General features: G+C 43.8%; 20 protein-coding genes and 2 tRNA genes. 14 read left to right on the top strand and 8 right to left on the bottom strand.

What is annotated here, in order from left to right:
- Positions 1–80 precede the first annotated feature (80 nt).
- The 3 genes from CAG57_RS03470 to CAG57_RS03460 form a co-directional block, all read right to left on the bottom strand.
- Positions 81–3,470 (bottom strand): response regulator, encoded by a 3,390-nt coding sequence (locus CAG57_RS03470; protein WP_161433828.1) that lies wholly within the window; start codon positions 3,468–3,470, stop codon positions 81–83.
- Between the two features lie 198 nt (positions 3,471–3,668).
- Entirely contained in the window at positions 3,669–4,691 is a 1,023-nt protein-coding gene (gene rsmC, locus CAG57_RS03465) for a 16S rRNA (guanine(1207)-N(2))-methyltransferase RsmC (RefSeq protein WP_161426847.1), read from the bottom strand.
- Between the two features lie 65 nt (positions 4,692–4,756).
- Complete coding sequence (locus CAG57_RS03460; protein WP_161426848.1) at positions 4,757–5,842, bottom strand: AI-2E family transporter; 1,086 nt, start codon at positions 5,840–5,842, stop codon at positions 4,757–4,759.
- 101 nt (positions 5,843–5,943) lie between these two features.
- On the opposite strand from CAG57_RS03460, the gene CAG57_RS16030 reads away from it, so the two are divergent.
- Positions 5,944–6,102 (top strand): hypothetical protein, encoded by a 159-nt coding sequence (locus CAG57_RS16030; protein ID WP_202597772.1) that lies wholly within the window; start codon positions 5,944–5,946, stop codon positions 6,100–6,102.
- 56 nt (positions 6,103–6,158) lie between these two features.
- Here CAG57_RS16030 and hemL read toward each other — a convergent pair whose 3' ends face one another.
- Positions 6,159–7,451 (bottom strand): glutamate-1-semialdehyde 2,1-aminomutase, encoded by a 1,293-nt coding sequence (gene hemL, locus CAG57_RS03455; RefSeq protein ID WP_099610620.1) that lies wholly within the window; start codon positions 7,449–7,451, stop codon positions 6,159–6,161.
- 358 nt (positions 7,452–7,809) lie between these two features.
- On the opposite strand from hemL, the gene erpA reads away from it, so the two are divergent.
- Positions 7,810–8,151, top strand: a complete 342-nt coding sequence (gene erpA / locus CAG57_RS03450; protein ID WP_099610688.1) for an iron-sulfur cluster insertion protein ErpA — start codon at positions 7,810–7,812, stop codon at positions 8,149–8,151.
- An 82-nt stretch (positions 8,152–8,233) separates the two neighbouring features.
- Here the strand turns inward: erpA and CAG57_RS03445 are convergent, their stop codons facing one another.
- A complete protein-coding gene (locus CAG57_RS03445) occupies positions 8,234–9,526 on the bottom strand; it encodes a peptidoglycan DD-metalloendopeptidase family protein (protein ID WP_161426849.1) in 1,293 nt (430 codons plus the stop codon).
- 130 nt (positions 9,527–9,656) lie between these two features.
- On the opposite strand from CAG57_RS03445, the gene tyrS reads away from it, so the two are divergent.
- Complete coding sequence (gene tyrS, locus CAG57_RS03440; RefSeq protein WP_161427788.1) at positions 9,657–10,844, top strand: tyrosine--tRNA ligase; 1,188 nt, start codon at positions 9,657–9,659, stop codon at positions 10,842–10,844.
- Positions 10,845–10,900: 56 nt separating this feature from the next.
- Here the strand turns inward: tyrS and dacB are convergent, their stop codons facing one another.
- Both dacB and CAG57_RS03430 read right to left on the bottom strand, forming a co-directional pair.
- The gene (dacB, locus tag CAG57_RS03435; protein WP_161427789.1) at positions 10,901–12,349 is read right to left on the bottom strand and encodes a serine-type D-Ala-D-Ala carboxypeptidase; all 1,449 of its coding nucleotides are present in this window, start codon (positions 12,347–12,349) and stop codon (positions 10,901–10,903) included.
- 101 nt (positions 12,350–12,450) lie between these two features.
- Entirely contained in the window at positions 12,451–13,446 is a 996-nt protein-coding gene (locus tag CAG57_RS03430; RefSeq protein WP_161427790.1) for a porin, read from the bottom strand.
- 559 nt (positions 13,447–14,005) lie between these two features.
- On the opposite strand from CAG57_RS03430, the gene greA reads away from it, so the two are divergent.
- Positions 14,006–14,479, top strand: coding sequence for a transcription elongation factor GreA (gene greA / locus CAG57_RS03425; RefSeq protein WP_099610625.1), 474 nt, complete (start codon positions 14,006–14,008; stop codon positions 14,477–14,479).
- Positions 14,480–14,562: 83 nt separating this feature from the next.
- Here the strand turns inward: greA and yhbY are convergent, their stop codons facing one another.
- Positions 14,563–14,859 (bottom strand): ribosome assembly RNA-binding protein YhbY, encoded by a 297-nt coding sequence (gene yhbY, locus CAG57_RS03420; protein ID WP_078926153.1) that lies wholly within the window; start codon positions 14,857–14,859, stop codon positions 14,563–14,565.
- A gap of 119 nt (positions 14,860–14,978) precedes the next feature.
- On the opposite strand from yhbY, the gene rlmE reads away from it, so the two are divergent.
- From rlmE to infB, 10 genes are all read left to right on the top strand, one after another.
- Positions 14,979–15,608: a 23S rRNA (uridine(2552)-2'-O)-methyltransferase RlmE gene (rlmE, locus tag CAG57_RS03415; protein WP_099610626.1), complete on the top strand. Its 630-nt coding sequence runs from the start codon at positions 14,979–14,981 to the stop codon at positions 15,606–15,608.
- A 107-nt stretch (positions 15,609–15,715) separates the two neighbouring features.
- Complete coding sequence (gene ftsH / locus CAG57_RS03410; RefSeq protein ID WP_202597879.1) at positions 15,716–17,671, top strand: ATP-dependent zinc metalloprotease FtsH; 1,956 nt, start codon at positions 15,716–15,718, stop codon at positions 17,669–17,671.
- A 92-nt stretch (positions 17,672–17,763) separates the two neighbouring features.
- Positions 17,764–18,597 carry a dihydropteroate synthase gene (gene folP / locus CAG57_RS03405; RefSeq protein WP_161427792.1) on the top strand — a complete coding sequence of 278 codons (834 nt, stop codon included), beginning with the start codon at positions 17,764–17,766 and terminating at the stop codon, positions 18,595–18,597.
- A 25-nt stretch (positions 18,598–18,622) separates the two neighbouring features.
- On the top strand, positions 18,623–19,963 hold the full coding sequence (gene glmM / locus CAG57_RS03400) for a phosphoglucosamine mutase (RefSeq protein WP_099610629.1): 1,341 nt from the start codon (positions 18,623–18,625) through the stop codon (positions 19,961–19,963).
- Between the two features lie 236 nt (positions 19,964–20,199).
- Positions 20,200–20,535 carry a preprotein translocase subunit SecG gene (gene secG / locus CAG57_RS03395; protein ID WP_099610630.1) on the top strand — a complete coding sequence of 112 codons (336 nt, stop codon included), beginning with the start codon at positions 20,200–20,202 and terminating at the stop codon, positions 20,533–20,535.
- Between the two features lie 27 nt (positions 20,536–20,562).
- A tRNA-Leu gene (locus tag CAG57_RS03390) sits at positions 20,563–20,646 on the top strand.
- 56 nt (positions 20,647–20,702) lie between these two features.
- Positions 20,703–20,779: transfer RNA gene (locus CAG57_RS03385), tRNA-Met, on the top strand.
- Positions 20,780–20,975: 196 nt separating this feature from the next.
- Positions 20,976–21,431: a ribosome maturation factor RimP gene (rimP, locus tag CAG57_RS03380; protein WP_099610631.1), complete on the top strand. Its 456-nt coding sequence runs from the start codon at positions 20,976–20,978 to the stop codon at positions 21,429–21,431.
- 34 nt (positions 21,432–21,465) lie between these two features.
- Complete coding sequence (gene nusA, locus CAG57_RS03375; RefSeq protein WP_099610632.1) at positions 21,466–22,953, top strand: transcription termination factor NusA; 1,488 nt, start codon at positions 21,466–21,468, stop codon at positions 22,951–22,953.
- A gap of 24 nt (positions 22,954–22,977) precedes the next feature.
- Positions 22,978–25,677, top strand: a complete 2,700-nt coding sequence (infB, locus tag CAG57_RS03370) for a translation initiation factor IF-2 (protein ID WP_161427793.1) — start codon at positions 22,978–22,980, stop codon at positions 25,675–25,677.
- Positions 25,678–25,698: the final 21 nt, after the last annotated feature.

Below are 25,698 nucleotides of genomic sequence, written 5' to 3'. Positions count from 1 at the left end.
GAGAAGCAGATAACGCCGTAGAAAGGATCCGCAAACGCTTTTATCTCGAACAAAATTTAATCGCGAAAGGTCAACAAACCCTAGTCACTGGTTAATAGTTTTTGCAGTTTATCGCGTTGTACCTCGATATAGGTTCGTTCTGGACTTTGTTCTTTACAATGTTCCAGAATATAGTCTAGTGAGTTAAGCACCGTGCGCCAGCGAGGCGTTTTAGGCAGGGTTTCAATTCTTAGGTATTTATCTAATGTGCGGGTTTGCAAGGTACTACGGTCTAAATAAACACGCCATAACCCACTTTGTTCAGCAAAGGTAAATTTACTTTGCCCCGTTGCCTTTTCCCAGTAATCAAGTGCACTGGTCATTGCTTCAACCAGCACTGAGCGCATTAAATCTTGTTTAGATTGATGCTCTCCCGCTACTTTTTCTGCAATACGGGTAAATTCTCCACCGAGTTCTTTTAATTGTTGGAGTTTGTCTTTATCACCATCAAAGGCATAGCTAGATAAGGCCTCTACTGCGGTTTCTAAGTGATGGATTCTTGTTGCATTGACATTGTTTCCAATATTAAAGATATACATGGCTTTAAACCCAGAGCCTTCAGGAAGACGCAGAATATCGGCTGAAATATGTTGCCTAATATCATCGACATAGATATCAATGTTTCCACAGTAATGTTCTTGCTCGACCAGTAAATACTTTGCTGCAATTAACTCTTCAGCATCTGAACGCTTGAGCTGTTCCTGACTGCGTTTAAATAGTCGAGTTGCCGCTTCATTAGCAAAGCGAATTTTATGATCATCGCGTAGACACAAAATAGCTTCTGGTGCTGAATCGAGCTGCTCTAATAATCGGCCCTGAGTTTCAAGTAAGCTCGCTTCAACCATTGCTCTTTGTTTTAGCTCTTTTTGCAATTGCGCATTTTCGATGCGTCTTTTTTCTGCTTGGCTTGCTGTTAAATGGGCTTGAATACGAGCGGCCAGCTCTTGTTTATTGAAGGGTTTTGATAAGTAATCATTAGCACCCACGTCAAACCCTTTGAGGCGATCATCGTTTTGATTGAGCGCTGTGAGCATAATAATAGGTAACTGCGCATGATCGTAATGTTGACGTAGCTGTTCGCATACTTGGTAACCACTCATACCGGGCATCATAATATCGAGTAATAAAAGCGCAGGTTGATCGTGTTCAACGGCAGATAATACATCATGACCGTCTAAAACCGTTTTCACGCGGTAGCCTTCTAAGCGTAAAAAGCTATCTAGTATGCGTAAATTGACCGGTTCATCATCAGCGACTAATAACAGTGGCCCGTCAGGATTTTCAGGAAGATGGTGTTCATCGTCCTGCTCTAACTCGGTAAACTCTGGAACTTGAAAGTGTGCGATTTGAGTTCGTTGCACATGTTCTATCTGTTCTTGTGTTGCGAGTGGTAATGTGAAACTGAATGTCGTACCGACCATGGGTTGACTGCTGACGTATAACGAGCCATGCATCAGTTCAATTAACTGACGGCTGATCGATAGCCCTAAGCCAGCACCTTGGCGATAACGGCTACTATCGTGCCCTGCTTGAATCAACGGCTCAAAAATATGCTCTAGCTGTTCGGCTGGAATGCCTTGCCCTGTATCCACGACTTGTACTCGAACATGATCTTGCAACTGAGTGGCAGAAATGACAATTTTCCCTTCAGAGGTATATTTAATCGCGTTGCCGATTAAGTTATATAACACCTGTTCAAGGCGTTGAGCATCAGCCGATACCCAGACGGATGTTTCAGCGACTTGGTTAATAATTCGAATTTGTTTTTTGCCCAATAAATGGCTAGAAAGCTCCAATACTAAGCGAGTGGCACTGGCGAGATTGACGGCTCGATAATCCATGTCTAAATGACCATAACGCATTTTATGGTAGTCCAAGAGATCATCAACCAAGCTTGCCAGTCGTTGTCCGCTACTGATAATGATATCGAGTTGATATTTATGTGCGGCATTGATTGGACCATTGGCCCCAGAAATTAATGCTTCAGCAATACCTATCATGCCATGTAATGGGGTTCGGAGTTCATGCGAGGTGGTAGCAAGAAACTCATCTTTAAGTTTATCGGTTAATTGTAATTCGTCGTTTTGTTTGCGAATAACTTGAATGTTATTTTCTAACTCAATATTTTGCGACTTAATAAGCTGGATTTTTTCTCGGATAGAACGTTGCATGCGTTCAAAGCTGACAGCCAGTCGGCCAATTTCATCGCGACGTTGAGTATTGATGATCGCTTGATCGAGATCGCCCGCGGAAGCACGCTCTGCTGCCCATGTTAACTTTAATAAAGGCGCGGTGATAAAGTTGGATAAATAATGAGAAGCAATGACGACTAAAATCGTTGCAATTAACATGGCGACAATAAATAATTTTTCTAATTGACGAACTCGAGCAAATGCTTCTTTCTCGGCAACTTTAACCACAAGAGCCCAGTCTAAATCTTTAATTTTTATTGGCGCATAAGCGGCTATGTATTTTTCACCCAAGGTGTTTTTATAGGTACCTACCGCTCGTCCGCCCGCCAGTGCTAAATCGATCACATCAGCACTGGTATCAATATCGCTTTGATTGTTACCGAGAATACGAGAATGATGATCTTGTCCGACTAAGAGCGTGCGTTTTGATGAACCATTGTTATTTTCTGAAATTAATTTAGTGATACCATTATTGGGTAATCTAAACATGGCATAACTGTGTAAATAGCCTTGCTGTATAATGGGGGCTCCCATCCATGCGTAGGGTTGCCCATCTTCAGCGATAAAATCGGATAGCACCACCGGCGTGTAATCTTCATTGATTTTGCGATTTTCGCTAATAAGCTGCTCTAAACGTTGAAAGGTTTTTCCTAGGTTTGAGTCTTTATAGCGTCCACTGAGCAGGTTAGTACCATAGTTGTCATATTTATAGATGGAGTAGACCACGTTGCCATTGAGATCGACCAGTAATATATCGTCAAAATCGGATCGTTTTAGCAGCTCAAGATAAGCTGAATGATAACGTTTATGCAATAAACGGTAGCGCTCACTGCCGACATAACTACTGGATTTAGGCAGTACGGAGGTTTTAATTTGATCGCCAGAGCCAAGAATATAACGTTGTTGTGCATGCTGCCGGGCTTGCTCAATATTATCGCCTAATCGCTGAAAGGCATTGACTAAACCATAAAAACGACCGCCACTGGCATATGCCAACTCAGAACGGACAAACCCCATCACTTCTGATTCTTTAGCGTTAATGTAATCAATGACTTGCTGTTGCTTAGTGTCACGTAATGAGACGAGGTGAGAGGTGCTTTGCTCTTGTAAGTCTTTACTGTGAGAATGAAGAAAAAACAGTGCTGTCAGTGTGAGAGGGGTGAGACTGAGCACTAAAAAAGCCAACATCAGCGTATTTTGCAGACGTTTGAATTTTTGTTTTCGATTGAACCTAAACATGGATAAAACGTTACTTGTAATGATACTCACGATGAACAGAGCCTTTGTGAGAAAATAGAATTAAGGGATAGAGAAAGTAACGAAATTAACGAGTTTTTTTACTTTGACAAGTAAGTTACCCTGAAAGCGTGGACATGGACGCAATTTTCTCGTCCAAGCGGCTATTGCCGTTAAAATTGGCCAATAACCGCCCATCGATTACTTGCTGGCATGGTAAATCGAAAATTTACTGGTCTTACTGAGTGTCTCACAATGACCAAATGCCTGTTCGATAATAGGGGGATATTTAAGAAAACTGTTAGCAACTAAAAATAACTGCCCTGAACGAGTGAGGTAATTGGGAGCAGAGTGCAATAACGTCTCGGTGACCTGATAACTGGTCTCTAAGCCAGAATGAAACGGCGGGTTACTGACAATAACATCGTAATTGGTCGCCGTATCTGAATAAATGTCGGAAGCAAACACACGCCCTGAAAGCCCATTGGCGGCTAACGTTGCCTGACTAGAGCAGATGGCAAGGGCGTTGATGTCACACATCTCTAACTCAATTTTCGGGTTGAGCATTGCCATAACACATCCAATAACCCCAGCACCACAGCCAAAATCAAGTACTTTACCTTGTAGAGAGGGGAGAGTATCAAGCAGCAATTGACTACCTAAATCAAATTCACCATGGCTAAATACGCCGGGGAGACTACGGATGGTTAACTCATGCTGCTGGTATTGCACCGAATAAGATTTAAACCAATCTGTTAGAGCAAAATCAGCCACTGTTTCGCGGCATTCTCCCCAATAAAATGAGCAGCGTCTTGCTGAATCATATTTTTTGATCGATCCGTAAGGTTTGAACATTTTTTCAATGCTTTTCACCCCAGATCGGTTTTCACCGATGACGATGACTTCACAAGGTGAAGGAAGCTTAGCTAAGAGCATCGCTAAGAGGTATTGAGCTTCGAGCTTCGCTTTAGGCCAATAGATGACAAGCAGATCGGCATCGAGATTTTCGGTTAATTCTGCACCAAAATAACAATTTACAGCAGACGATTGCTGTAATTGGCGGTAATAACCATAGTGCGTGGTAAAAACCGCAACGGATAAGCAGTGTTTCGCCAGTAGTAAAGGAAAGTCATCTTCTATTTCTCCAGCAATCAGTACTTTTTTGCCAGAAAAATAAGCCAGTTGACGCTCAGCGATTTGACTTGGCGCGGTGTAGTGAGACATAACAAACTCAAGAGCAAATTCAGGGGCCAAGATTTTCGCACAATTGCCTCTTGGCTTGAAGGAGTTTAACTATTGTCTTGTCGATTTAAAAAGGAGTGGAACTCTTCTTCATAAAGGTTAAATAGCACCATCGTAATGGCAAAAATTAACGGGCCATAAATCAAGCCAATGAATCCAAACAGTTGCAACCCTCCTAATAACGAGAAAAAAATCATTAAGGTGTTCATCCCTGCACTTCCTTGCATGAGGAATGGGCGCAGTAAATTATCGATAGAGCCAACAACGGCGATGCTCCATATCAATAAGAAAACCATCCAAGTCATATCACCTATAATAAAAAGGTAAAGAGTGGCAGGAACCCAAATCAACGCTGTACCGACCACTGGAATAAAAGAAGCAAAGCCCATCATCGTCCCCCAAAATAGACCAGGAAAACCGGCCAGCCACATACCGAACCCACCGGCGACCCCTTGGGCAATAGCGGTTAGAAATGAGCCCATGATTGCAGATTTAGAAACTTGTTCAATTTCATTGAGTAAGCGGTCTTCTTGGCTACGTGATAATGGCACGATATGGCGGATCGCGAGAATGATTTTATCGTGATCGCGCAGGAGGAAAAATAAAACAAACAGCATCAAAAAGAAGTTGACTAAAAAGCTGGTTGCATCGCCTAAAACTTTGGCACTGAGGGAAACGAGATCGCTAGCAAATGTCGTGGCTAATTGTGCGGTTTTTTGTGCTATCTGTTGCGGGGTTATTTCATGAAAGGGCAGGTAATCATTCGCTAATGCTAATCCTTTTTTCACCCAAGGATAAGACAATACGGTTTGAATTCCTCCTTCTGTGCCCCATTGATAGAGGTTTTGAGAAAACTTCGCACCTTGTTGGATCATCGCGGTAAATACCAGTAATAATGGAAGGACAATGATAAAGACCAGAATAATGCATGACAAAAGCGCAACTATATTTTTATGAGTCGGAAGTTTAGTTTCTAGCTTTTGATGAATCGGGAACATCAGCAAGGATATGATAAAAGCCATGATGATGGCGTTGATATAAGGTTTGAGTAATAAATAGCAACTTAGGGCCGCGACAAGCAGTGCAGCAATCAGCACCCAATGGTTTGAGTTCAACTTTAGTTTATCTGGCACAATCCGATTCCCTTTGTTAGATGATTCATGGCGCGGCTCGTGAAGGTGGGTTGATTTTAAAGCTTAAAACAGCCTGCCGATTCTTCACGGTTCGGTATATAATGAACGCAATTGAGTTGACGGGCAATGGGGAGATAAAAATGGGCTGCTGTGATAAAGAGTCTTGCTGTACACCGAAAAAATCGATTTTCCAGCGAGTGCCTTGGTTAATGATGATACTCGTTATTTTGGCGGTATTGGTGGTGATCTATTGGCAGTAATTGACAGACATTCGCTCCCCCAAAAGGCTGCTTTGCAGCCTTTTGGGGTTTAACGCTTATGCTTCTTGCGCTAATTGAGCAAAGCTGCGGTCTGCCGCTTCTAGTGTGGCTTCAATTTCTTTACTGCCATGCGCTAAAGAGGTAAAGCTGGCTTCAAATGCAGAAGGTGCTAGATAGACACCATAGCCCAGCATCAAATGGAAGAAGCGTTTGAAACGAGCCACATCACATTTAACCACCTCTTCGTAACAAGTGACTTGAGGTTGATCGGTGAAGAAGAAGCCAAACATGCCTCCTGCTTGATTGACTACCAAAGGAATACCATGCTTGTCAGCCAAAAATTTTAAACCTTCGGCCAATTGTTTGGTTTTATAGGCTAGGCGTTTTTCATTGCCTTCTTCTTTTAACAGTGACAGGCAAGCGTAGCCAGCCGCCATGGCGATCGGATTACCCGATAAGGTTCCGGCTTGGTAAACAGGCCCTGTTGGCGCGATGTACTGCATCACTTCCTTACGGCCACCAAAGGCACCGACTGGCATGCCGCCGCCAATGACTTTGCCCAAGGTTGTTAGGTCGGGTTTAATATTGTAATGGGCTTGTGCCCCGCCGAGTGCGACACGAAACCCTGTCATTACTTCATCAAAAATCAGTAGCGCTCCTTCTTGGTCACAAATATCGCGAAGTCCTTCATGGAAACCGGCTACAGGCGGAATACAGTTCATATTGCCAGCGACGGGTTCGACGATAATGCAGGCGATTTCTCCAGGGTTCGCCGCAAATAGCTGGCGTACCGATTCTAAGTCATTAAAACGTGCAGTTAGGGTATATTTAGCAAAGTCAGCGGGAACACCAGGAGAGCTTGGTTGGCCAAGCGTCAGTGCTCCTGAGCCTGCTTTTACTAGCAAACTGTCTGCATGTCCATGATAGCAGCCTTCAAATTTGATGATTTTATCTCGCCCGGTATAGCCACGCGCAAGGCGAATGGCACTCATTGTAGCTTCAGTTCCAGAGTTAACCATCCGAAGTTGCTCCATTGATGGAACCAGTTCAGACACCAACTCTGCCATCGCGATTTCCATTTCAGTTGGCGCACCAAAACTTAAGCCTCGCTGCGCTGCATCGATGACGGCTTCTCTGATCACCGCATGGTTATGGCCAAGAATCATCGGGCCCCATGAGCCAACATAATCAATATAAGCTTTTCCATCGGCATCAAAAATCAGAGCTCCATCGGCACGGTCAATAAAAATAGGCGAACCGCCAACACCGCTGAATGCTCGAACGGGAGAGTTCACCCCGCCAGGGATTTTTGTTTGTGCCTTTTGGTAAAGATCTTCTGATTTGGTCATTGATACTTCCTCTTTATGATTGCTCGACCTATTGCGCTGTGCATTGTACGCTGATGAAGCAAGAGGTGAAATCATTTCGCTTATTTCTGAGAGCGAAGACTTAGCATCAGAAGGTAGAACGGCATCTTTTTTTGTGTGGCGAGTTTCAGATAGGTTTAAGTATGGATTTCTCTGCCTTTTGCGCAAATAAAGGTAAAATAGACTAACCAAGATTCGTATAATGGTATCAATGGATGATTTCATTGCCGTTGCGGTTAATACTTGAACGAATTAGTCGGGTATTAGATAATCTAGCCAACAGAAAAATAATGATGCTCATAGATCACAGATGAGTATGGAACGAGTGAGAGAGGTCGTTGTGAGCGAAGCCAATATCCCATTATCCTTTTCGGATGCCGCTGCAAAACGTGTGCGGGCTTTAATTGCCGAAGAAGAAAATCCAGAGCTAAAATTACGTGTTTATATTACTGGGGGCGGGTGTAGCGGCTTCCAGTATGGTTTTACCTTTGATGAAAAAGTTAATGAAGGTGATACCACGATTGAGAATAGTGGCGTCACACTGGTGGTGGATCCGATGAGTTTACAGTACTTAATTGGTGGTGTGGTGGATTATACCGAGGGCTTGGAAGGTTCACGCTTTTTTGTCAATAATCCAAATGCCACTACCACTTGTGGTTGTGGTGCCTCCTTTAGCGTGTAGCCGGTTGCGACCAGCGAATCGAAGTAAAAAGCCCTTGTTGTATCGAGCAAGGGCTTTTTTATGGCTCAGAGTTTATCAACCTTTACGGGGTGGCGTATAGCAGTTGACTATAACGATGCAGGGTATCCAAGTGAAGTTTGGCTTGAGTAATAAAGCTTGCTTTATTTTTTCCAGTCAATGACTTTGCTTGAGGTAAATCGACAGTGCGTGGATCTTTATGCACACCATGGACTAAAAATTCGTAATGTAAATGGGGCCCCGTGACACGACCTGTTCCTCCCAATGTACCGATGACCTGTCCTTGCTTAACTCTTTGGCCGGTTTTCACTGTCCGACGAGTTAAATGCAGATATTTGGTGAGATAGGTATTACTGTGGCGGATAAAAACATAATTTCCATTGAATTGGTTATAGCTCGATTTTTCGACAACCCCATCCCCAGCGGCCCAAATAGGCGTGCCGACAGGGGCGACATAATCGGTGCCACGGTGGGCTTTTAACTGTCCAGTTACCGGATGAAGGCGACGAGGATTAAAGTTAGATGAGACACGGCGAAAATCGAGTGGTGAGCGCAAAAAGGCTTTTTTCATTGCCCGTCCATGTTCATCAAAATACTGGCCAGTTCGATCATCTAAAATAGCTGTAAATGTTGTACCTTGATTGGTAAAAATGGCGGCAATGATCTGACCGCGTCCAACCACTTCACCTTCAACCACCTTTTCTTGGAAAAGTAATTGGAAGGTATCTCCCGCTCGAATATCCAAAGCAAAATCGATATCCCAACCAAAAATTCCCGCCAACTCCATAATTTGGTTAGCCGTTAGCCCTGCCGCATTGCCGGCATTCCAGAAATTCGATTGAATTTCTGCTTGAGCGTAGTTGTATTGATAAAAGACCTCTTTTTTATCCACTTTGGATGAAAAACCAGACTCTGTGCGGGTGATATCAAAAGTCTCATAAGCACTGATTCGGCGTTTTAGTTGAATCAGTTGATTTTGCTCATCAAAGCCAAATTGTAGTTCATCGCCTGGACGTAGTCGGCTCAACTGCTGATCAATGATCTGACTACTTGAGGTCAGTTCATATAAAAGACGAGGAGACAAACCAATACGTTGAAACAGTATCGCGGCACTTTCTCCAGCCTTTACGTGGTAGGTTTCCCAGCGCAATAGCGTGGAGGGCAAAATAGTATGGCCGGGTGAGAGAGCTTCACTATTGATCGTTAATGGATAATGCCGGCCAATTTGCAGGCGTTCAGGGTGGTTTCTCAATGCTTCCGGATCTGGGAGAAAAAATAGCGCAATAACAATTAACGCACTAAAAAAGGCAATAAATGCCCGATGAACCCAGGGAAGACGAGCAAAAAGTGCTAGCATACTCGTGTTCGTTCAATCATTAATAATAAAAATAGCCAGTTGATTAGTCTAACTGGTTTCAAAAGTCATCGCTATTCAAGTAATATGTCAAACTATTAAATTTTTGCCAAATCTGTGGGAGTGAACAAGAATGGCGAGTATTGAAGCTGCTTTAGCGGAGATTAAGCGTGGTGTTGAAGAACTAATTCCAGAAGAGGAGTTGGTGGCAAAACTAAAAGAAGGTCGCCCTTTACGTATTAAATTAGGAGCCGATCCAACAGCGCCAGATATTCATTTAGGCCATACTGTAATTCTTAATAAGTTGCGCACTTTCCAAGATTTAGGCCATGACGTTACTTTCTTAATTGGCGACTTTACGGGCATGGTCGGTGACCCAACAGGAAAAAACACCACACGGCCACCACTAACGCGTGAAGATGTGCTGCGTAATGCCGAAACTTATAAGCAGCAAGTGTTTAAAATTCTCGATCCAGCGAAAACCAAAATTCAATTTAACTCAGAATGGTTATCTGAATTAGGAGCGGAAGGGATGATCCGTTTGGCTGCCCATCAAACGGTTGCTCGTATGCTTGAGCGTGATGACTTTAAAAAACGCTATGCAGGTGGTCAGCCAATTGCTATCCATGAATTTATGTATCCGTTATTACAAGGGTATGATTCAGTAGCGATGGAAACCGATGTCGAGTTGGGGGGAACCGACCAGAAGTTTAACTTACTGATGGGGCGTGAATTACAAAAAGCTAACGGTCAAAAACCCCAAGTCGTGTTGATGATGCCTTTATTGGTTGGGTTGGATGGCGAGAAAAAAATGTCTAAATCGGCCAATAACTATATTGGTGTAAGTGAAGCGCCGAGCGAAATGTTTGGTAAGATCATGTCGATTTCAGACGATCTGATGTGGAGCTACTACGAACTACTGTCTTTCCGCCCACTCGCTGAACTCGAGCAGTTTAAGGCTGATGTGGCGAAGGGTAAAAATCCACGTGACATTAAAATTTTATTGGCCAAAGAGATCATTGCCCGTTTTCACTCCGCAGCCGATGCAGATGCCGCCGAGCAGGAGTTCATTAACCGTTTCCAAAAAGGCGCTTTGCCCGATGAAATGCCAGAATTTACTTTTGAAAAAGGCATTGCTATTGCGAACTTATTGAAAGAGGCAGGGCTGGTCGCTTCAACCTCTGATGCGATGCGCATGATTAAACAAGGCGCAGCCAAGCAAGATGGTAAAAAGCTCGAAGATGCCAAACAGACAGCGCAAACCGGTACTTATGTTTATCAAGTTGGTAAGCGTAAATTTGCTCGCGTCACGATTTTATAAATGAATAACAGTGGGAAGGAGTAAACACCTGACCGCGGCATGATAACAAAAGCGCATCATTGCGCTTTTGTTTTATTGGCGATGTTCGGTGAGTGATGAGTGCTTAAAATGACCTGGTAAAATTGTCGTTCAAACTGAGTGATAGGAGTATCAACGGGTTTTTTCGGGTCGGACTTGGCAGGAAAGTAATCGGTAATCCATTGAATAAATAGCGCTTGAGGCTGGCCCTTGTTATCAAGCGAAAACCCCACCATATTATGAGTGCTATATAACGAGCCACTTTTTGCTTTTAAGCGACCACGAATTTTTCCATCTTGCATACTGCGTCGATAGAGCAAAGTACCATTCTCTCCAGCGCTAGGCAGTGCATCAATTAAATGCAGTTCATTATCATGCTGCCAGAGATAGTTGAGGATTTGTCGCATCGACTCTAGGCGAACGCGATTATTTCTCGATAAGCCAGAACCATCAACAATTTGAGCATCATTGATATCTATTCCTGTGCGAGTAAAGATAATTTGTTTGAGTGCTTCACTGCCATTATTGAAGCTGCCGGGTTGTTGAAAAAATGTTTGTCCTAGGGTTTTCAACAGTGCATCGGCAATGAGGTTATCAGAATCTTGCAGCATCTTGGTGAGTAGCTGAGGTAAAAATTCAGAGCGATGGCTGGCAACAAGTGACCAATTTTGACTTTTTGGTACGCCTAATTTTACTTCGCCGTCCAGTGTCATTCCTAATTGATTGAGTAACTGGTATATCACGCGTTGTGTATACAATTCAGTGTCTTGTACTGCAAATTGAAGGGGAAGAGGTTGATTGCGCTGAGTTAAACAGCCTGAAAGATGGTAGTGGTTATCGCGGCTAGCAATCAGCTCTAAATCACAGTGCTGAGCTTGTTGTTGTGTTTGTGTCACACTCCGGGCATCACTACGAACATAAACCGGATAGTGAGGTGGCACATAGACTCGGGTTGTACCGTCATCTTGGGTATAAATCGAGGCTTGAATACAGTTACCATCTAAATTGATTGCGCTAATCGGCGCGCTGTAGCAAACCCCCAGGCTATCCCAAGGCCAACCGACGGCTCTTTGGTATCCGGTAAAATGGCGAGCATCTAACCAAATATCGCCCCGGATATGTTGACCATGTCGCTGTTTATAGCCAAGTAATAAGGTCTTTAAATGCCTCGAGGTTAAGGTGGGATCACCGGAGAAAATCAAGGCTAAGTCTTGGTGATTACTGCGTAGTTGCGTCTCAAAATAAAACTCATGACCTAATTCGAGTTGACTGGCGAGTGCGGTAACAATTTTTAATGTGCTGGCTGGGGGAAAATAGGCTCCCGTTTGCTGCTGCAAGATTGGCTGCGTATCGCCTAATTTCTGAATAACTAACCCACTGCGTGTGCCTTCGGGTAAGAGCGATAAAAAGTCTTGATTGACAGCAAGATGAGCAGAGCAAGGGAATGTTGACAATAACCAGAGGGTTAAACAGAAGAAAAAGCGCATACACCATCACGAGTAAAGCCGAGAATCAACAGAGTATACCAGAGAATAAAACGCCTGCTAGTGTGCAGGCGTTATCTATAACCTATTAACGAATCAATCAATTAGAAATCGTAACGTAGGCCTAGCGCTAATTCGTCTTCAGCTTGTGTTTTAGTTGCTGTATCAGTTCTACCAACTACACCAATTTTGTCGCCTTTATCAATCATATTGAAGTTATAAGAGACATAAGCGCGGAAGTTTGGTTTAAAGAAATAAGTTGCATCAACCGCTAGGTTATCCGCTGAGGTTTCTTTATTGGTTTCTGCATTGTTATAAGTCAGAGTAAACACAGTTTGGTTTAGTGTGTATGCTGCTGCTAACTCATAACCCGTATAGTCGGCATCGTGCTTCGCTAGTTCACCGTCAGTGAATACACCTGCAAAGTAGAAATCAGCCATTTTATAAGAAGCGGCTAACATATATTCATTCGCTTCATCTTGGTCTGCATAGCCAGCACCAACTTTAAAGCCTGTATTTGCAAACGCGTAGATAGCAGATAGTGAGTAACCATCTTGGTTGTTATCACCGAAGTCAGTGGTTTCTTCACGGTCAGCAAAACGGTAGCTCGCTTTAACCGCTAAATCATCAAATTGACCTGCGTAAGTCAGCATGTTGTCTGCGCGGTCAGCAACCGTTAGTTTGTGAGCTGCAGAGTTACCGTGGTAAGCCATAATATCGGTAAAGTCAGTAACTACACCTAGTGCGCCATCATTTTTACCGTAAGTGACTAGGCCAAAATTACCGCCGATACCGGCAAACGCATAACGGTTAGTGATGTCGTTGCTATTTGCATCAACTTCGCCGCCATTATCTGCGGTGGTGAATTCACCTTCATAGAAACCAACGCCGTATAGGCTGTCGTTGATTTGAGTTTTGCCCAGTACGTTTACACGAGCGCGAGTTTTGTCTTCAGCTTTGCCATCTTTTAGAGATAGGCGTGCTTCTGCACGACCACCAAGAGTAAGTGAAGTACCATCTTGATTATAAATTTCACCAGCATTTACGCCAGCTGCCATTGCTGCTGCTGAAACGGCTAAAGCGATTAAAGTTTTGTTCATCTTATTAAATCCTAATTTACTGTCCATAAATCATTATTGTCTGCAAGTAACCTACAGGGGAGCAGTGTCACTTGAGCTACGAATATTAAAATGCATCCAATTGCTTCATCGACATGATGTGTCGACATGATGTGTCAGCAAGTGAAGCATTCGTTTTCGTACTTCTATTTGTAACTGCAAAGTTCCCCGATGAGTTAGTAAAATGATATAAATCCCTCTTATGAACAGTGTTTTATTGTGATATAAAAAATATCAAAGCTTTGATTTTAATTGTTTTTATTGCTATTAATAACACTGATCTGATCAGTAAAAAAAACTAATTATTTAGTTTTTTTTACTTTATTCTTTGGTTTTAAGCAAAACCTAAGTGTGCACAAGATCACGTAAAGTGAATAAGTTCATAATGAATCTCAAATTCTGATCGCAATACTTGAATTTGGATGATTTCATCACCATGTTTGTTTACACTAATGGATAATGCATTCATCAATCACTACCTAGCCTATATGGGTTGGGTAGTTTTGTATTGTCCAAAGATAACTTTGGCATAGAGGTAATTATGGAAAAAGTTCCTATGACCGTCCGTGGTGAAAAACTACTGCGTGACGAACTCGAGCGGTTATTGAAACTGCGCCCGCAAATTTCTCAAGCAATCGCAGAAGCGCGTGAGTTGGGAGACTTGAAAGAAAATGCTGAATACCATGCCGCACGAGAAGAGCAAGGTATCTGCGAAGCTCAAATTCGTGATATTGAATATAAACTTTCGGTGGCACAGGTGATCGATGTCACTAAGATGGAAAATACCGGCAAAGTCATTTTTGGGGCTACGGTAACTTTGATCGATGTCGATACCGAAGAAGAAAAACGTTACCAAATTGTCGGTGATGATGAGGCTGAAATTAAAGCCGGACGTATCTCCGTGAGTTCACCGATAGCTCGAGGCTTGATTGGTAAAAGCGAAGGGGATGAAGTCTCTATCAGTACTCCAGGCGGTGAAAAATTGTTTGAGATTGATCGCGTTGAATATCTATAATTCATTCGCCCATGGCGATGGATTAAACATAAAAAGGTCGCAATAAGCGACCTTTTTATCATTTATAATCTACACGTGACGGGCTATTTACGTGGTAATTCGATTTTACGCTGCTCAGATGGGCGATAAAGAACCACAACTTTCCCAATAAGTTGGACTTTTTCTGCACCAGTTTCACGAACAATGGCATCCACTATCAATTGTTTCGTATCACGGTCTTCTGATACCACCTTCACTTTTATCAGTTCATGGTGATTAAGCGCAATTTCGATTTCTGCTAAAACAGCTTCAGTGAGGCCATTGGCCCCCATAAGCACGACCGGATTTAAATGGTGTGCCAAGCCTTTAAGATGCTGCTTTTGTTTGTTGCTTAGGTTCATTACGCGACCAAATTTATTTACTATAGGGTTGAAAACCACCATTTTAACGCCATCTATCCAGGAAGACTATATTTTCTGCCCAACTTTCTCTGGTAGAGACAGCTTTAGTTAGGAATCGAATGAGTAAACAGAAGCATTCAGCGAGTTCTGGTCGCTGGTTGAAAGAACATTTTGATGATAAGTATGTGAATGAAGCGAAGAAAAGAGGTTATCGTTCACGTGCTATCTTTAAATTGGAAGAAATTCAAAACAAAGATAAATTGCTTAAGCCTGGGATGACCGTTGTTGACCTTGGGGCCGCTCCCGGTGGGTGGTCTCAATACGCAGCCGGTATTGTTGGTGAACAAGGTCAGGTCATTGCTTGTGATATTTTGCCTATGGACTCCATTGCTGGCGTGGCTTTTTTGCAAGGTGATTTTAGAGAAGAAAGTGTTTTAGAAGCCTTGCTCGAACGTATTCAACCCGATATGGTCGACATCGTGATGTCGGATATGGCACCGAATATGGCCGGAAATTTATCGGTCGATCAACCCCGAGCGATGTATTTGGTCGAATTAGCTTTAGATATGTGTCGACAAGTTCTTGCTCCTGATGGTAGTTTTGTGGTCAAAGTGTTTCAAGGCGAAGGATTTGACCCGTACGTTCAAGAGGTACGACACCTTTTTAAAACGGTCAAAATTCGTAAACCAGATTCATCAAGAGCTCGCTCTCGTGAAGTTTATCTTGTTGCGACTGGTTACAAAGGCTAACTATTTGGCTTGACGCGAGAATACTTACACTATAGCTACAGTGAAAAAACTGTAGTACCCTACCTTTAATTACAACTAGTTATCGCGAGGCTGACACCTTGAGTGATATGGCAAAAAATTTAATACTGTGGCTCGTTATTGCCGTTGTGCTGATGTCTGTTTTCCAGAGCTTTGGCCCTGGTGACAGTAATGGAAGAACAGTCGATTACACCACATTTGTACAGGAAGTTGGTCAAGGCCAAATTCAAGAAGCTCAATTCAAAAACAGCGAAATTACCTTTACTCGTCGTGGGAGTAATAATCGTTTCGTTACCTATATGCCGGTGTACGATGAAAAAGTACTTGATGATCTGATTAATCAGAATGTCAAAGTACAAGGTACACCACCGGAAGAACAAAGTTTACTTGGAACGATTTTTATCTCTTGGTTCCCTATGATTTTGTTGATTGGGGTATGGATATTCTTCATGCGTCAAATGCAAGGTGGCGGTGGCAAAGGCGCAATGTCGTTTGGTAAGAGCAAAGCTCGCATGATGAGTGAAGAGCAAATCAAAACCAATTTTAGCGATGTTGCGGGCTGTGATGAAGCGAAAGAAGACGTTAAAGAGCTGGTTGATTACTTGCGTGATCCCAGTCGTTTTCAAAAACTGGGCGGTAAAATCCCAACGGGTGTGCTGATGGTTGGTCCTCCGGGAACGGGTAAAACCTTGCTAGCAAAAGCAATTGCTGGTGAAGCTAAAGTGCCGTTTTTTACTATCTCCGGTTCAGACTTTGTCGAAATGTTTGTCGGTGTGGGTGCTTCTCGTGTACGAGACATGTTTGAACAAGCCAAAAAAGCTTCACCTTGTATCATTTTTATTGATGAAATCGATGCGGTTGGTCGACAACGTGGTGCGGGTGTCGGTGGTGGACATGATGAGCGAGAGCAAACATTAAACCAAATGTTGGTTGAAATGGATGGCTTTGAAGGCAATGAAGGCGTGATTGTTATTGCGGCAACCAACCGCCCAGATGTGCTTGATCCGGCTTTACTTCGTCCTGGGCGTTTTGACCGTCAAGTTGTTGTTGGCTTGCCTGATGTTCGAGGTCGAGAGCAAATTTTAAAAGTTCACATGCGTAAAGTACCATTAGCCAGCGATGTTGAACCTTCTTTGATTGCCCGAGGTACCCCTGGTTTTTCGGGGGCAGACTTAGCCAACTTAGTTAACGAGGCGGCACTGTTTGCTGCTCGTGGCAATAAACGTAATGTTTCGATGGTAGAGTTTGAACTGGCGAAAGATAAAATTATGATGGGGGCAGAGCGTCGCTCGATGGTGATGTCTGAAGAGACCAAAGCCTCTACCGCTTATCATGAAGCGGGTCATGCCATTGTTGGTCGTTTAGTTCCAGAGCACGATCCGGTTTATAAAGTTTCAATTATTCCGCGAGGTCGAGCTTTAGGGGTAACCATGTACTTACCTGAGCAAGACCGAGTGAGTATGTCTAAGCAGCATTTAGAGTCTATGATTTCGAGCCTCTATGGCGGACGCTTGGCTGAAGAGTTGATTTATGGCCCCGAAAAAGTATCAACGGGTGCATCTAATGACATTGAACGTGCAACTGAGATCGCTCGGAAAATGGTCACTCAATGGGGGTTCTCTGAGAAGTTAGGCCCTATGCTGTATGCTGAAGATGAAGGTGAAGTTTTCCTCGGTCGAAGCGTAACGCAAACAAAACATATGTCGGATGATACAGCCAAACTGATCGATGATGAAATTCGTAAAATCATTGATCGTAATTATGAGCGTACTCGGCAAATTTTGTTGGATAATATGGATATCATGCATGCCATGAAAGATGCACTGATGAAATATGAGACCATTGATGCTGGCCAGATTGACGATCTTATGGCTCGTAAACCAGAGATTCGCGAACCCGCTGGCTGGGGAGATCAAGCAAAACCTGTTCAGCAAGAACAAGCATCAGACGATAAGCCAGATGCAGAAAAACGCCCATCAGAATCAATGCCAGAGGAACCGGTGGATAATGAATCTGCCCCTACTGAGAAAAAAGACACTGAATAAGGCTAGCACGCTAATCAAACCCCGACTTGTTCGGGGTTTTCTGTTTCAGGCTAAATTTTATTTTTATTGTCACTGTAAATATTCAGAGAGTTATGGACATTCGAACTGATACTAAACAGCTTTCTTTGCACCGCCCACAAGTTATGGGGATTTTAAATACCACACCTGATTCGTTTTCAGATGGTGGACGTTATACACATTTGAATGATGCATTTGATCGGGCCGAGCAAATGATAGCAGCCGGAGTAGATATTATTGATATCGGGGGCGAGTCGACTCGGCCTGGCGCTCCTGCGGTCTCTCTTGCTGACGAATTACAAAGAGTCATTCCGCTGATTGAACGGATTAGGGCTCGCTATCCCGATATCTGGATTTCGATTGATACCAGCAAAGCGGAAGTGATGCGGCATGCTGTCGATGCAGGTGCCGACCTCATCAATGATGTTCGTGCATTACAAGAACCTGGGGCATTAAAGGTTGCGGCTCAAGCGAACATTCCCGTTTGTATTATGCACATGCAAGGAGAGCCTCGCACCATGCAAAACTCTCCTCATTACGATGATGTCATTAAAGAGGTGAATGATTTTTTTGCTGAGCGAATCGATGTTTGTTTACAAGCTGGGATCAAAAAACACAATATTATTCTTGATCCTGGTTTTGGCTTTGGTAAATCGATTGAACACAATTATCATTTGCTAGCTCATTTAGATAAATTTCATCACTTTGAGTTGCCGATTCTGGCTGGCATGTCGCGTAAATCGATGCTGTTTAAGTTACTAGATAAAGCCCCCGCAGAATGCATGGTTGCAAGTGTTGCAGGGGCGACGATTGCGGCAATAAAAGGAGCGCATATTCTGCGTGTCCATGATGTTGAACAAACGATAGAAGCCATGGCGATAGTGCAGATGGTAAATAGAAATAAATAACAAACAAAAATATTAAGGAATCATCATGTCTGAAACACGACGTTATTTTGGTACTGACGGGGTACGAGGTAAGGTAGGGCAGTATCCGATAACTCCTGATTTTGTATTAAAGCTGGGATGGGCTGCTGGGCGTGTACTGGCACAGCAAGGCACAAAAAAAGTCATTATTGGCAAAGATACACGTATTTCTGGCTATATGCTTGAGTCAGCGTTAGAAGCTGGGCTTGCGGCGGCGGGATTAAAAGCGATTTTCACTGGGCCAATGCCAACGCCGGCGGTCGCTTATTTAACCCAGACCTTTCGTGCGGAAGCTGGAATCGTTATTTCTGCTTCACATAATCCATATTACGATAATGGTATTAAGTTCTTCTCTTCTGCGGGGACTAAATTACCCGATGAATTGGAGCTGGCCATTGAGGCTGAATTGGATAAACCACTTGAATGCGTGGAATCAGCCGAGTTAGGTAAAGCGACGCGTTTAGTTGATGCGGCTGGACGCTATATTGAATTTTGTAAAAGCACCTTTCCATCTGAATTAAGCCTTGCTGGTTTAAACATCGTGGTGGATTGTGCACATGGAGCCACTTACCACATCGCCCCGAATGTTTTTAAAGAATTAGGTGCTAATGTGATCGCGATGGGAACCGAACCTGATGGCTTGAATATTAATGATCAAGTGGGGGCTACCGATATTCGAGCTTTACAGCAACGAGTTGTTGAAGAGCAAGCTCATCTAGGCCTTGCTTTTGATGGTGATGGTGATCGCATTATCATGGTGGATCACTTGGGGCATAAAATTGATGGTGACCAAATTGCTTATATCATCGCGCGAGATGCATTGCGGCGAGGAGAGCTAAAAGGTGGCGTTGTCGGCACCTTAATGACTAACCTAGGGATGGAAAATGGCCTGAAACAGTTGGGGATTCCATTTTTACGCGCTGCGGTTGGTGACCGTTATGTGATGGAAAAATTACTCGAGAAAGGTTGGAAAATTGGTGCTGAGAATTCAGGTCATGTCATTTTGCTGGATAAAGTAACTACAGGGGATGCGATTGTGGCAGCTTTGCAAGTTCTTGCTTCTGTGGTTGGCAGTGAAATGTCGTTACATGATCTGGCACAAGGCATGACACTGTACCCTCAAGTCCTTGAAAATGTGCGTTTTAACGGTGATAGTAATCCGCTTGAGTCTGGTGCGGTGCTTGAGGCAGTCAAGTATGTTGAATCTCAGTTAGGAGAAAAAGGACGGGTATTACTGCGTAAATCAGGAACCGAGCCTTTGATCCGAGTTATGGTAGAAGGTGAAGATGCCGCTTTAGTGCAATCGTCTGCCCTGCATATTGCTGATGCTGTAAAAGCAAACTGCTAACCTATAAATTCCCCACCAACTAATTAACTTTGATGGGGAATTTTCTTTTTTCACTAAACTTTGAGCCTTTTTTGACCGTTTGGTTGATAAAAAAGGATTTTTTATCAAATACCTCTTGTCAGCGAAACGAGCATTCGTTAGTATTGCGTCCGCCTTCAGTGAGGAGGTCGCTAGCCTTGTTTAAGTCGAATGATTTAACGGCGCTGGCTCAACAATTTGGAACATAGGTGGAAGTCATGTTTAGCGTTCTACTTGTGATTTACCTGTTGGCAGCGGTTGGTATAATTGGCCTCGTATTGATTCAGCAAGGTAAAGGCGCAGATATGGGAGCCTCTTTCGGGGCTGGTGCTTCAAACACAGTGTTTGGCGCGAGCGGCTCAGGTAGTTTTCTAACCCGAATGACTGCAATTTTTGCAACCGTATTTTTTGTTATTAGCTTAGTGTTAGGCAATATGTCTACTCACAAAATTGAGTCTCAATGGGTTGATCCATTACAAGGTCAAGTTATCGAGCAAGCTAATGATACAGTGAGTGAAGTTCCTCCCGCATCAGGTGATGAAATTCCTCAATAACTTATCGTTACGATAAGTTCAGGTTATGCCGAGATGGTGAAATTGGTAGACACACTAGCATGAGGTGCTAGCGCCTTAGGTGTGAGGGTTCGAGTCCCTCTCTCGGCACCATATTTACAAACTTGTAAATCATACCTTGTACAGCTTATAATTGCTTACAAGTCGGACGCGGGGTGGAGCAGCTTGGTAGCTCGTCGGGCTCATAACCCGAAGGTCGTCGGTTCAAATCCGGCCCCCGCAACCATTTATTTATGGATGCAAGTTTGGCAGTGTCAACCTCACTGCAATTGAGAAGGCATTCTCAATTTATCTGGGTCCAGCAACAAAAAACCCCGACTATCGGGGTTTTTTGTTATCTGAATTTCATTACGTTAATTCAGGTGCTTGCTTGGAATTTAAATTGGGCTCTATGCCCTTTTTTTGTTTCTGGAGTGGTTTAAATGACAGGTTTAGAAAGACAACTTACTGAAATGCTTGAAGCTCCAGTGGTAGCATCAGGTTATGAACTCGTTGGACTGGAATTCGTACGTGCTGGTGAGCATTCTACACTGCGTATTTATATCGATCATGAAAATGGTATTACCGTTGATGATTGTGCAGAAGTGAGTCATCAAGTTAGTGCAGTATTGGATGTTGAAGACCCGATTACGGTTGCTTATAACCTCGAAGTCTCCTCTCCTGGTTTAGAAAGACCACTCTTTAAAGCAGCGCATTATGAGCAGTTTATCGGTCACGATATCAATATCGTGTTAAAAATGGCGGTAGGTAACCGTCGTAAATGGAAGGGAAAAATTCATACCGTAGAGGGTGAAACCATCCATATAATGGTTGATGGTCAAGAAGAGCATTTCGCTCTCAGCAACATTGCCAAAGCTAACCTGATCCCTAAATTTTAGTTCTCCTAGAGAAAAGAGCTTAAGAGGCTATACCATGAGTAAAGAAATTTTAGCGGTTGTTGAGGCGGTTTCGAATGAGAAAGCAGTTCCTCGTGAGCGTATCTTCGAAGCGCTAGAAGTCGCACTGGCCACATCAACCAAGAAAAAACATGACATTGAAATTGATGTTCGTGTCGCGATTGACCGTAAAACGGGAGAGTTTGAAACTTTCCGCCGTTGGTTAGTGGTTGATGAAGTTGAAAATCCGACCAAAGAAATCTCTTTTGATGCCGCAAATTATGATGATGAAACGGTACAATTAGGCGATTACGTTGAGGATCAGATTGAATCGGTTACTTTTGATCGCATCACAACCCAAACGGCGAAGCAAGTGATCGTACAGAAAGTTCGTGAAGCTGAGCGTGCGCAGATTGTCGAGCAGTTTATCGACAATGAAGGTGAGCTAGTGACAGGCGTGGTCAAAAAGGTCAATCGTGACACGGTGATCTTAGACTTAGGTAACAATGCTGAAGCTGTGATTTTACGCGATGATCAACTGCCGCGAGAAAATTTCCGTTCTGGTGACCGTGTTCGAGGGCTGCTTTATAAAGTGGCTCCGGAAGCTCGAGGTTTTCAGCTGTTCATTACCCGTTCAAAACCAGAAATGTTGGCGGAGCTGTTCCGCGTTGAAGTTCCTGAAATTGGTGAAGAGCTGATTGAATTGAAAGCTGCTGCTCGAGATCCTGGCTCGCGTGCGAAAATCGCAGTGAAAACCAACGACAAACGTATTGACCCAGTTGGCGCTTGTGTTGGGATGCGTGGTGCTCGTGTTCAAGCCGTGTCTGGCGAACTTGGTGGTGAGCGTATTGATATCGTGTTGTGGGATGATAACCCTGCACAATTTGTGATCAATGCAATGGCACCAGCCGATGTTGCCTCGATCATCGTTGATGAAGATGCACATGCAATGGATATCGCTGTCGAGGCTGATAACCTTGCGCAAGCGATCGGCCGTAATGGTCAGAACGTCCGTCTTGCATCTCAGCTAACCGGTTGGGAACTGAATGTGATGACCGTAGCTGATTTACAGAAAAAGCACCAAGAAGAGTCTATGGCTTCAATCGAAAACTTCATGAAGTATCTCGATATTGAGCAAGACTTTGCTGAGATGTTAGTCGAAGAAGGCTTCTCTACATTAGAAGAGATAGCTTATGTTCCAGTTAACGAGTTACTGGAAATTGATGGATTAAACGATGATCTGATCGAAGAGCTAAGAACTCGAGCAAAAGATGCTTTAACCACCATGGCTCTCGCGCAAGAAGAGACATATGAAGGGCTTGAACCTGCAGATGATCTACTTGCTCTACCAGGTTTAGAGCGTGAAATGGCATTTAAATTGGCTGCGAAAGGGGTTGCAACTCTAGAAGATCTCGCAGATCAAGGCATCGATGATCTCGAAGGTATTGAAGGCCTAACCGAGCAACGTGCGGGCGAATTGATTATGGCGGCTCGCAATATTTGTTGGTTTGGCGAAGACGCATAAGTTTCAGCAAGGGGAGAAAGCGGCATGACACAACTTACAGTTAAAACACTGAGTGAAGAAATTGGTACTCCAGTTGACCGCTTATTAGAGCAACTTGCTGATGCTGGTATGACAAAAGCGAGTTCGGATAGCGTGACTGAAGACGAAAAGCAAAAACTGCTTGCCCATCTACGCAAAGAACATGGTGATGGTTCAGAACCGACTCGTTTAACACTCCAGCGTAAAACTCGCAGTACACTGAGTGTGAATGCAGGTGGCGGTAAAAGTAAGAATGTTCAGGTTGAAGTGCGCAAAAAACGGACGTATGTTAAGCGCAGTGTAATCGAAGATGAAGCGAAACGCGAAGCCGAAGAAGCAGCTCAGCGTGAAGCTGAAGAAAAAGCAAAACGTGAGGCAGAAGAAGCGTTGAAACGTGAAGCTGAAGAGAAAGCAGCACGAGAAGCGCAAGAGAAAGCCCAGCGTGAAGCGGAAGAGAAGGCAAAACGCGAAGCTGAAGAAAAAGCGAAGCGTGATACGCCAGAGCAGAAAGCCAAACGTGAGCGTTCTGCACAAGATAAATTAAAGCAAGAAGCAGCGCGAAAAGAGGCCGAGGAATTAAAACGTCGCCAGGAAGAAGAGGCGAAGCGTAAGGCTGAAGAGGAAAGTCAGCGTCAGCTTGAAATAGCGCGCGAATTGGCCGAAAAAAATAAAGAGCGTTGGTCTGCTGAAGAAGAGAAAACAGGTGCTATGCAAGAAGATACAGATTACCATCTAACCACTTCACATTATGCTCGTGAAGCGGAAGATGAGGCAGACCGTCGTGAAGAAGGCGCTCGTCGTGCAGCGAAAGCGAAAAAGACCAAAATGTCTTCTCGTGATGATAAACAAGAGCGTAATTCACGTCCTCGTGGTGGTAAAGCTGGCCGTAAAGGTCGCATTCATAAACCAACTTCTATGCAACATGGCTTTGATAAGAGTGCGATTGTTGCGAAATCTGACGTCGTTATTGGTGAAACCATTGTCGTTTCTGAATTAGCCAATAAAATGTCAGTCAAAGCGACTGAAGTGATCAAAGTTATGATGAAAATGGGCGCGATGGCGACCATTAACCAAGTGATTGATCAAGAAACGGCTCAGTTAGTTGCGGAAGAAATGGGTCACAAAGTCGTTCTTCGTAAAGAAAACGAGCTAGAAGAAGCGATTCTTTCTGATCGTGATAACAAGTTTGAGGCGGTTTCACGTGCTCCGGTTGTAACCATTATGGGGCACGTTGACCACGGTAAAACCTCAACACTTGACTACATTCGTCGCACTCACGTCGCGGATGCTGAAGCGGGTGGTATTACTCAGCATATCGGTGCTTACCACGTTGAGACACCAAGCGGGATGATTACCTTCCTAGATACTCCGGGACACGCGGCGTTTACTTCAATGCGTGCTCGTGGTGCTCAAGCAACAGATATTGTTGTGCTGGTTGTTGCAGCTGATGATGGCGTCATGCCTCAAACGGTTGAAGCGATTCAGCATGCCAAGGCTGCTGGCGTTCCTCTTATTGTTGCCGTAAATAAGATCGATAAAGAAGATGCTAATCCTGATAACGTGAAAAACGAGCTAGCTCAATACGATATCATTCCTGAAGAATGGGGCGGAGAGAATATGTTCGTCCACATTTCAGCGAAACAAGGGACCAATATTGATGGCTTATTAGAAGCGATCCTATTGCAAGCCGAAGTACTAGAACTGACCGCCGTTAAAGATGGCATGGCTTCAGGGGTTGTTATCGAATCTCGTTTAGATAAAGGCCGAGGCCCAGTGGCGACGGTTCTTGTTCAGTCTGGTACTTTGAATAAAGGCGATATCGTACTTTGTGGTCAAGAATATGGCCGTGTTCGTGCAATGCGTGACGAATTGGGTAATGAAGTTGACCATGCGGGGCCATCAATTCCAGTCGAAATTCTCGGCCTATCGGGTGTACCGTCTGCAGGTGACGAAGCCACAGTCGTACGTGATGAACGTAAAGCACGTGAAGTTGCTAACTACCGTCAAGGTAAGTTCCGTGAAGTGAAACTCGCACGTCAACAAAAATCTAAACTTGAGAATATGTTCTCTAATATGGCCGCGGGTGATGTTGCCGAATTGAACGTGGTACTGAAAGCAGACGTACAAGGTTCGGTGGAGGCGATTGCCGATTCACTGAGAAAACTTTCAACTGATGAAGTTAAAGTGAACATTGTTGGTTCTGGTGTTGGTGGTATTACCGAAACAGACGTTGTATTGGCTGCGGCTTCAAATGCGATTGTCGTTGGCTTTAACGTGCGAGCTGATGCTTCAGCGCGTCGTGCAATCGAAGCGGAAAATATTGACCTACGTTATTACTCGATTATTTATCAGCTAATCGATGAAGTGAAACAGGCCATGAGCGGTATGCTCGCACCTGAATTTAAGCAAGAGATCATTGGGCTTGCTGAAGTTCGTGACGTATTTAAATCACCGAAACTGGGTGCTATTGCTGGTTGTATGGTGACAGAAGGTGTGATTAAGCGTCATAGCCCGATTCGTGTACTGCGTGATAACGTGGTGATTTATGAAGGTGAGCTTGAATCATTACGTCGCTTTAAAGATGATGTTTCTGAAGTGAAAAATGGTTACGAATGTGGTATCGGCGTTAAGAACTACAACGACGTGCGCGTTGGTGACCAGATTGAGGTCTTCGAAACCGTTGAAATCCAGCGTACCATCGACTAGCAACTAAAATTGCATTAACGG

The organism is Vibrio sp. V30_P3S12P165 (genome assembly GCF_009904905.1).
Classification (GTDB): Bacteria; Pseudomonadota; Gammaproteobacteria; order Enterobacterales; family Vibrionaceae; genus Vibrio; species Vibrio fujianensis.
The sequence above is the reverse complement of the archived record's forward strand: the minus strand, read 5'-3'. Positions and strand labels throughout refer to the sequence as shown.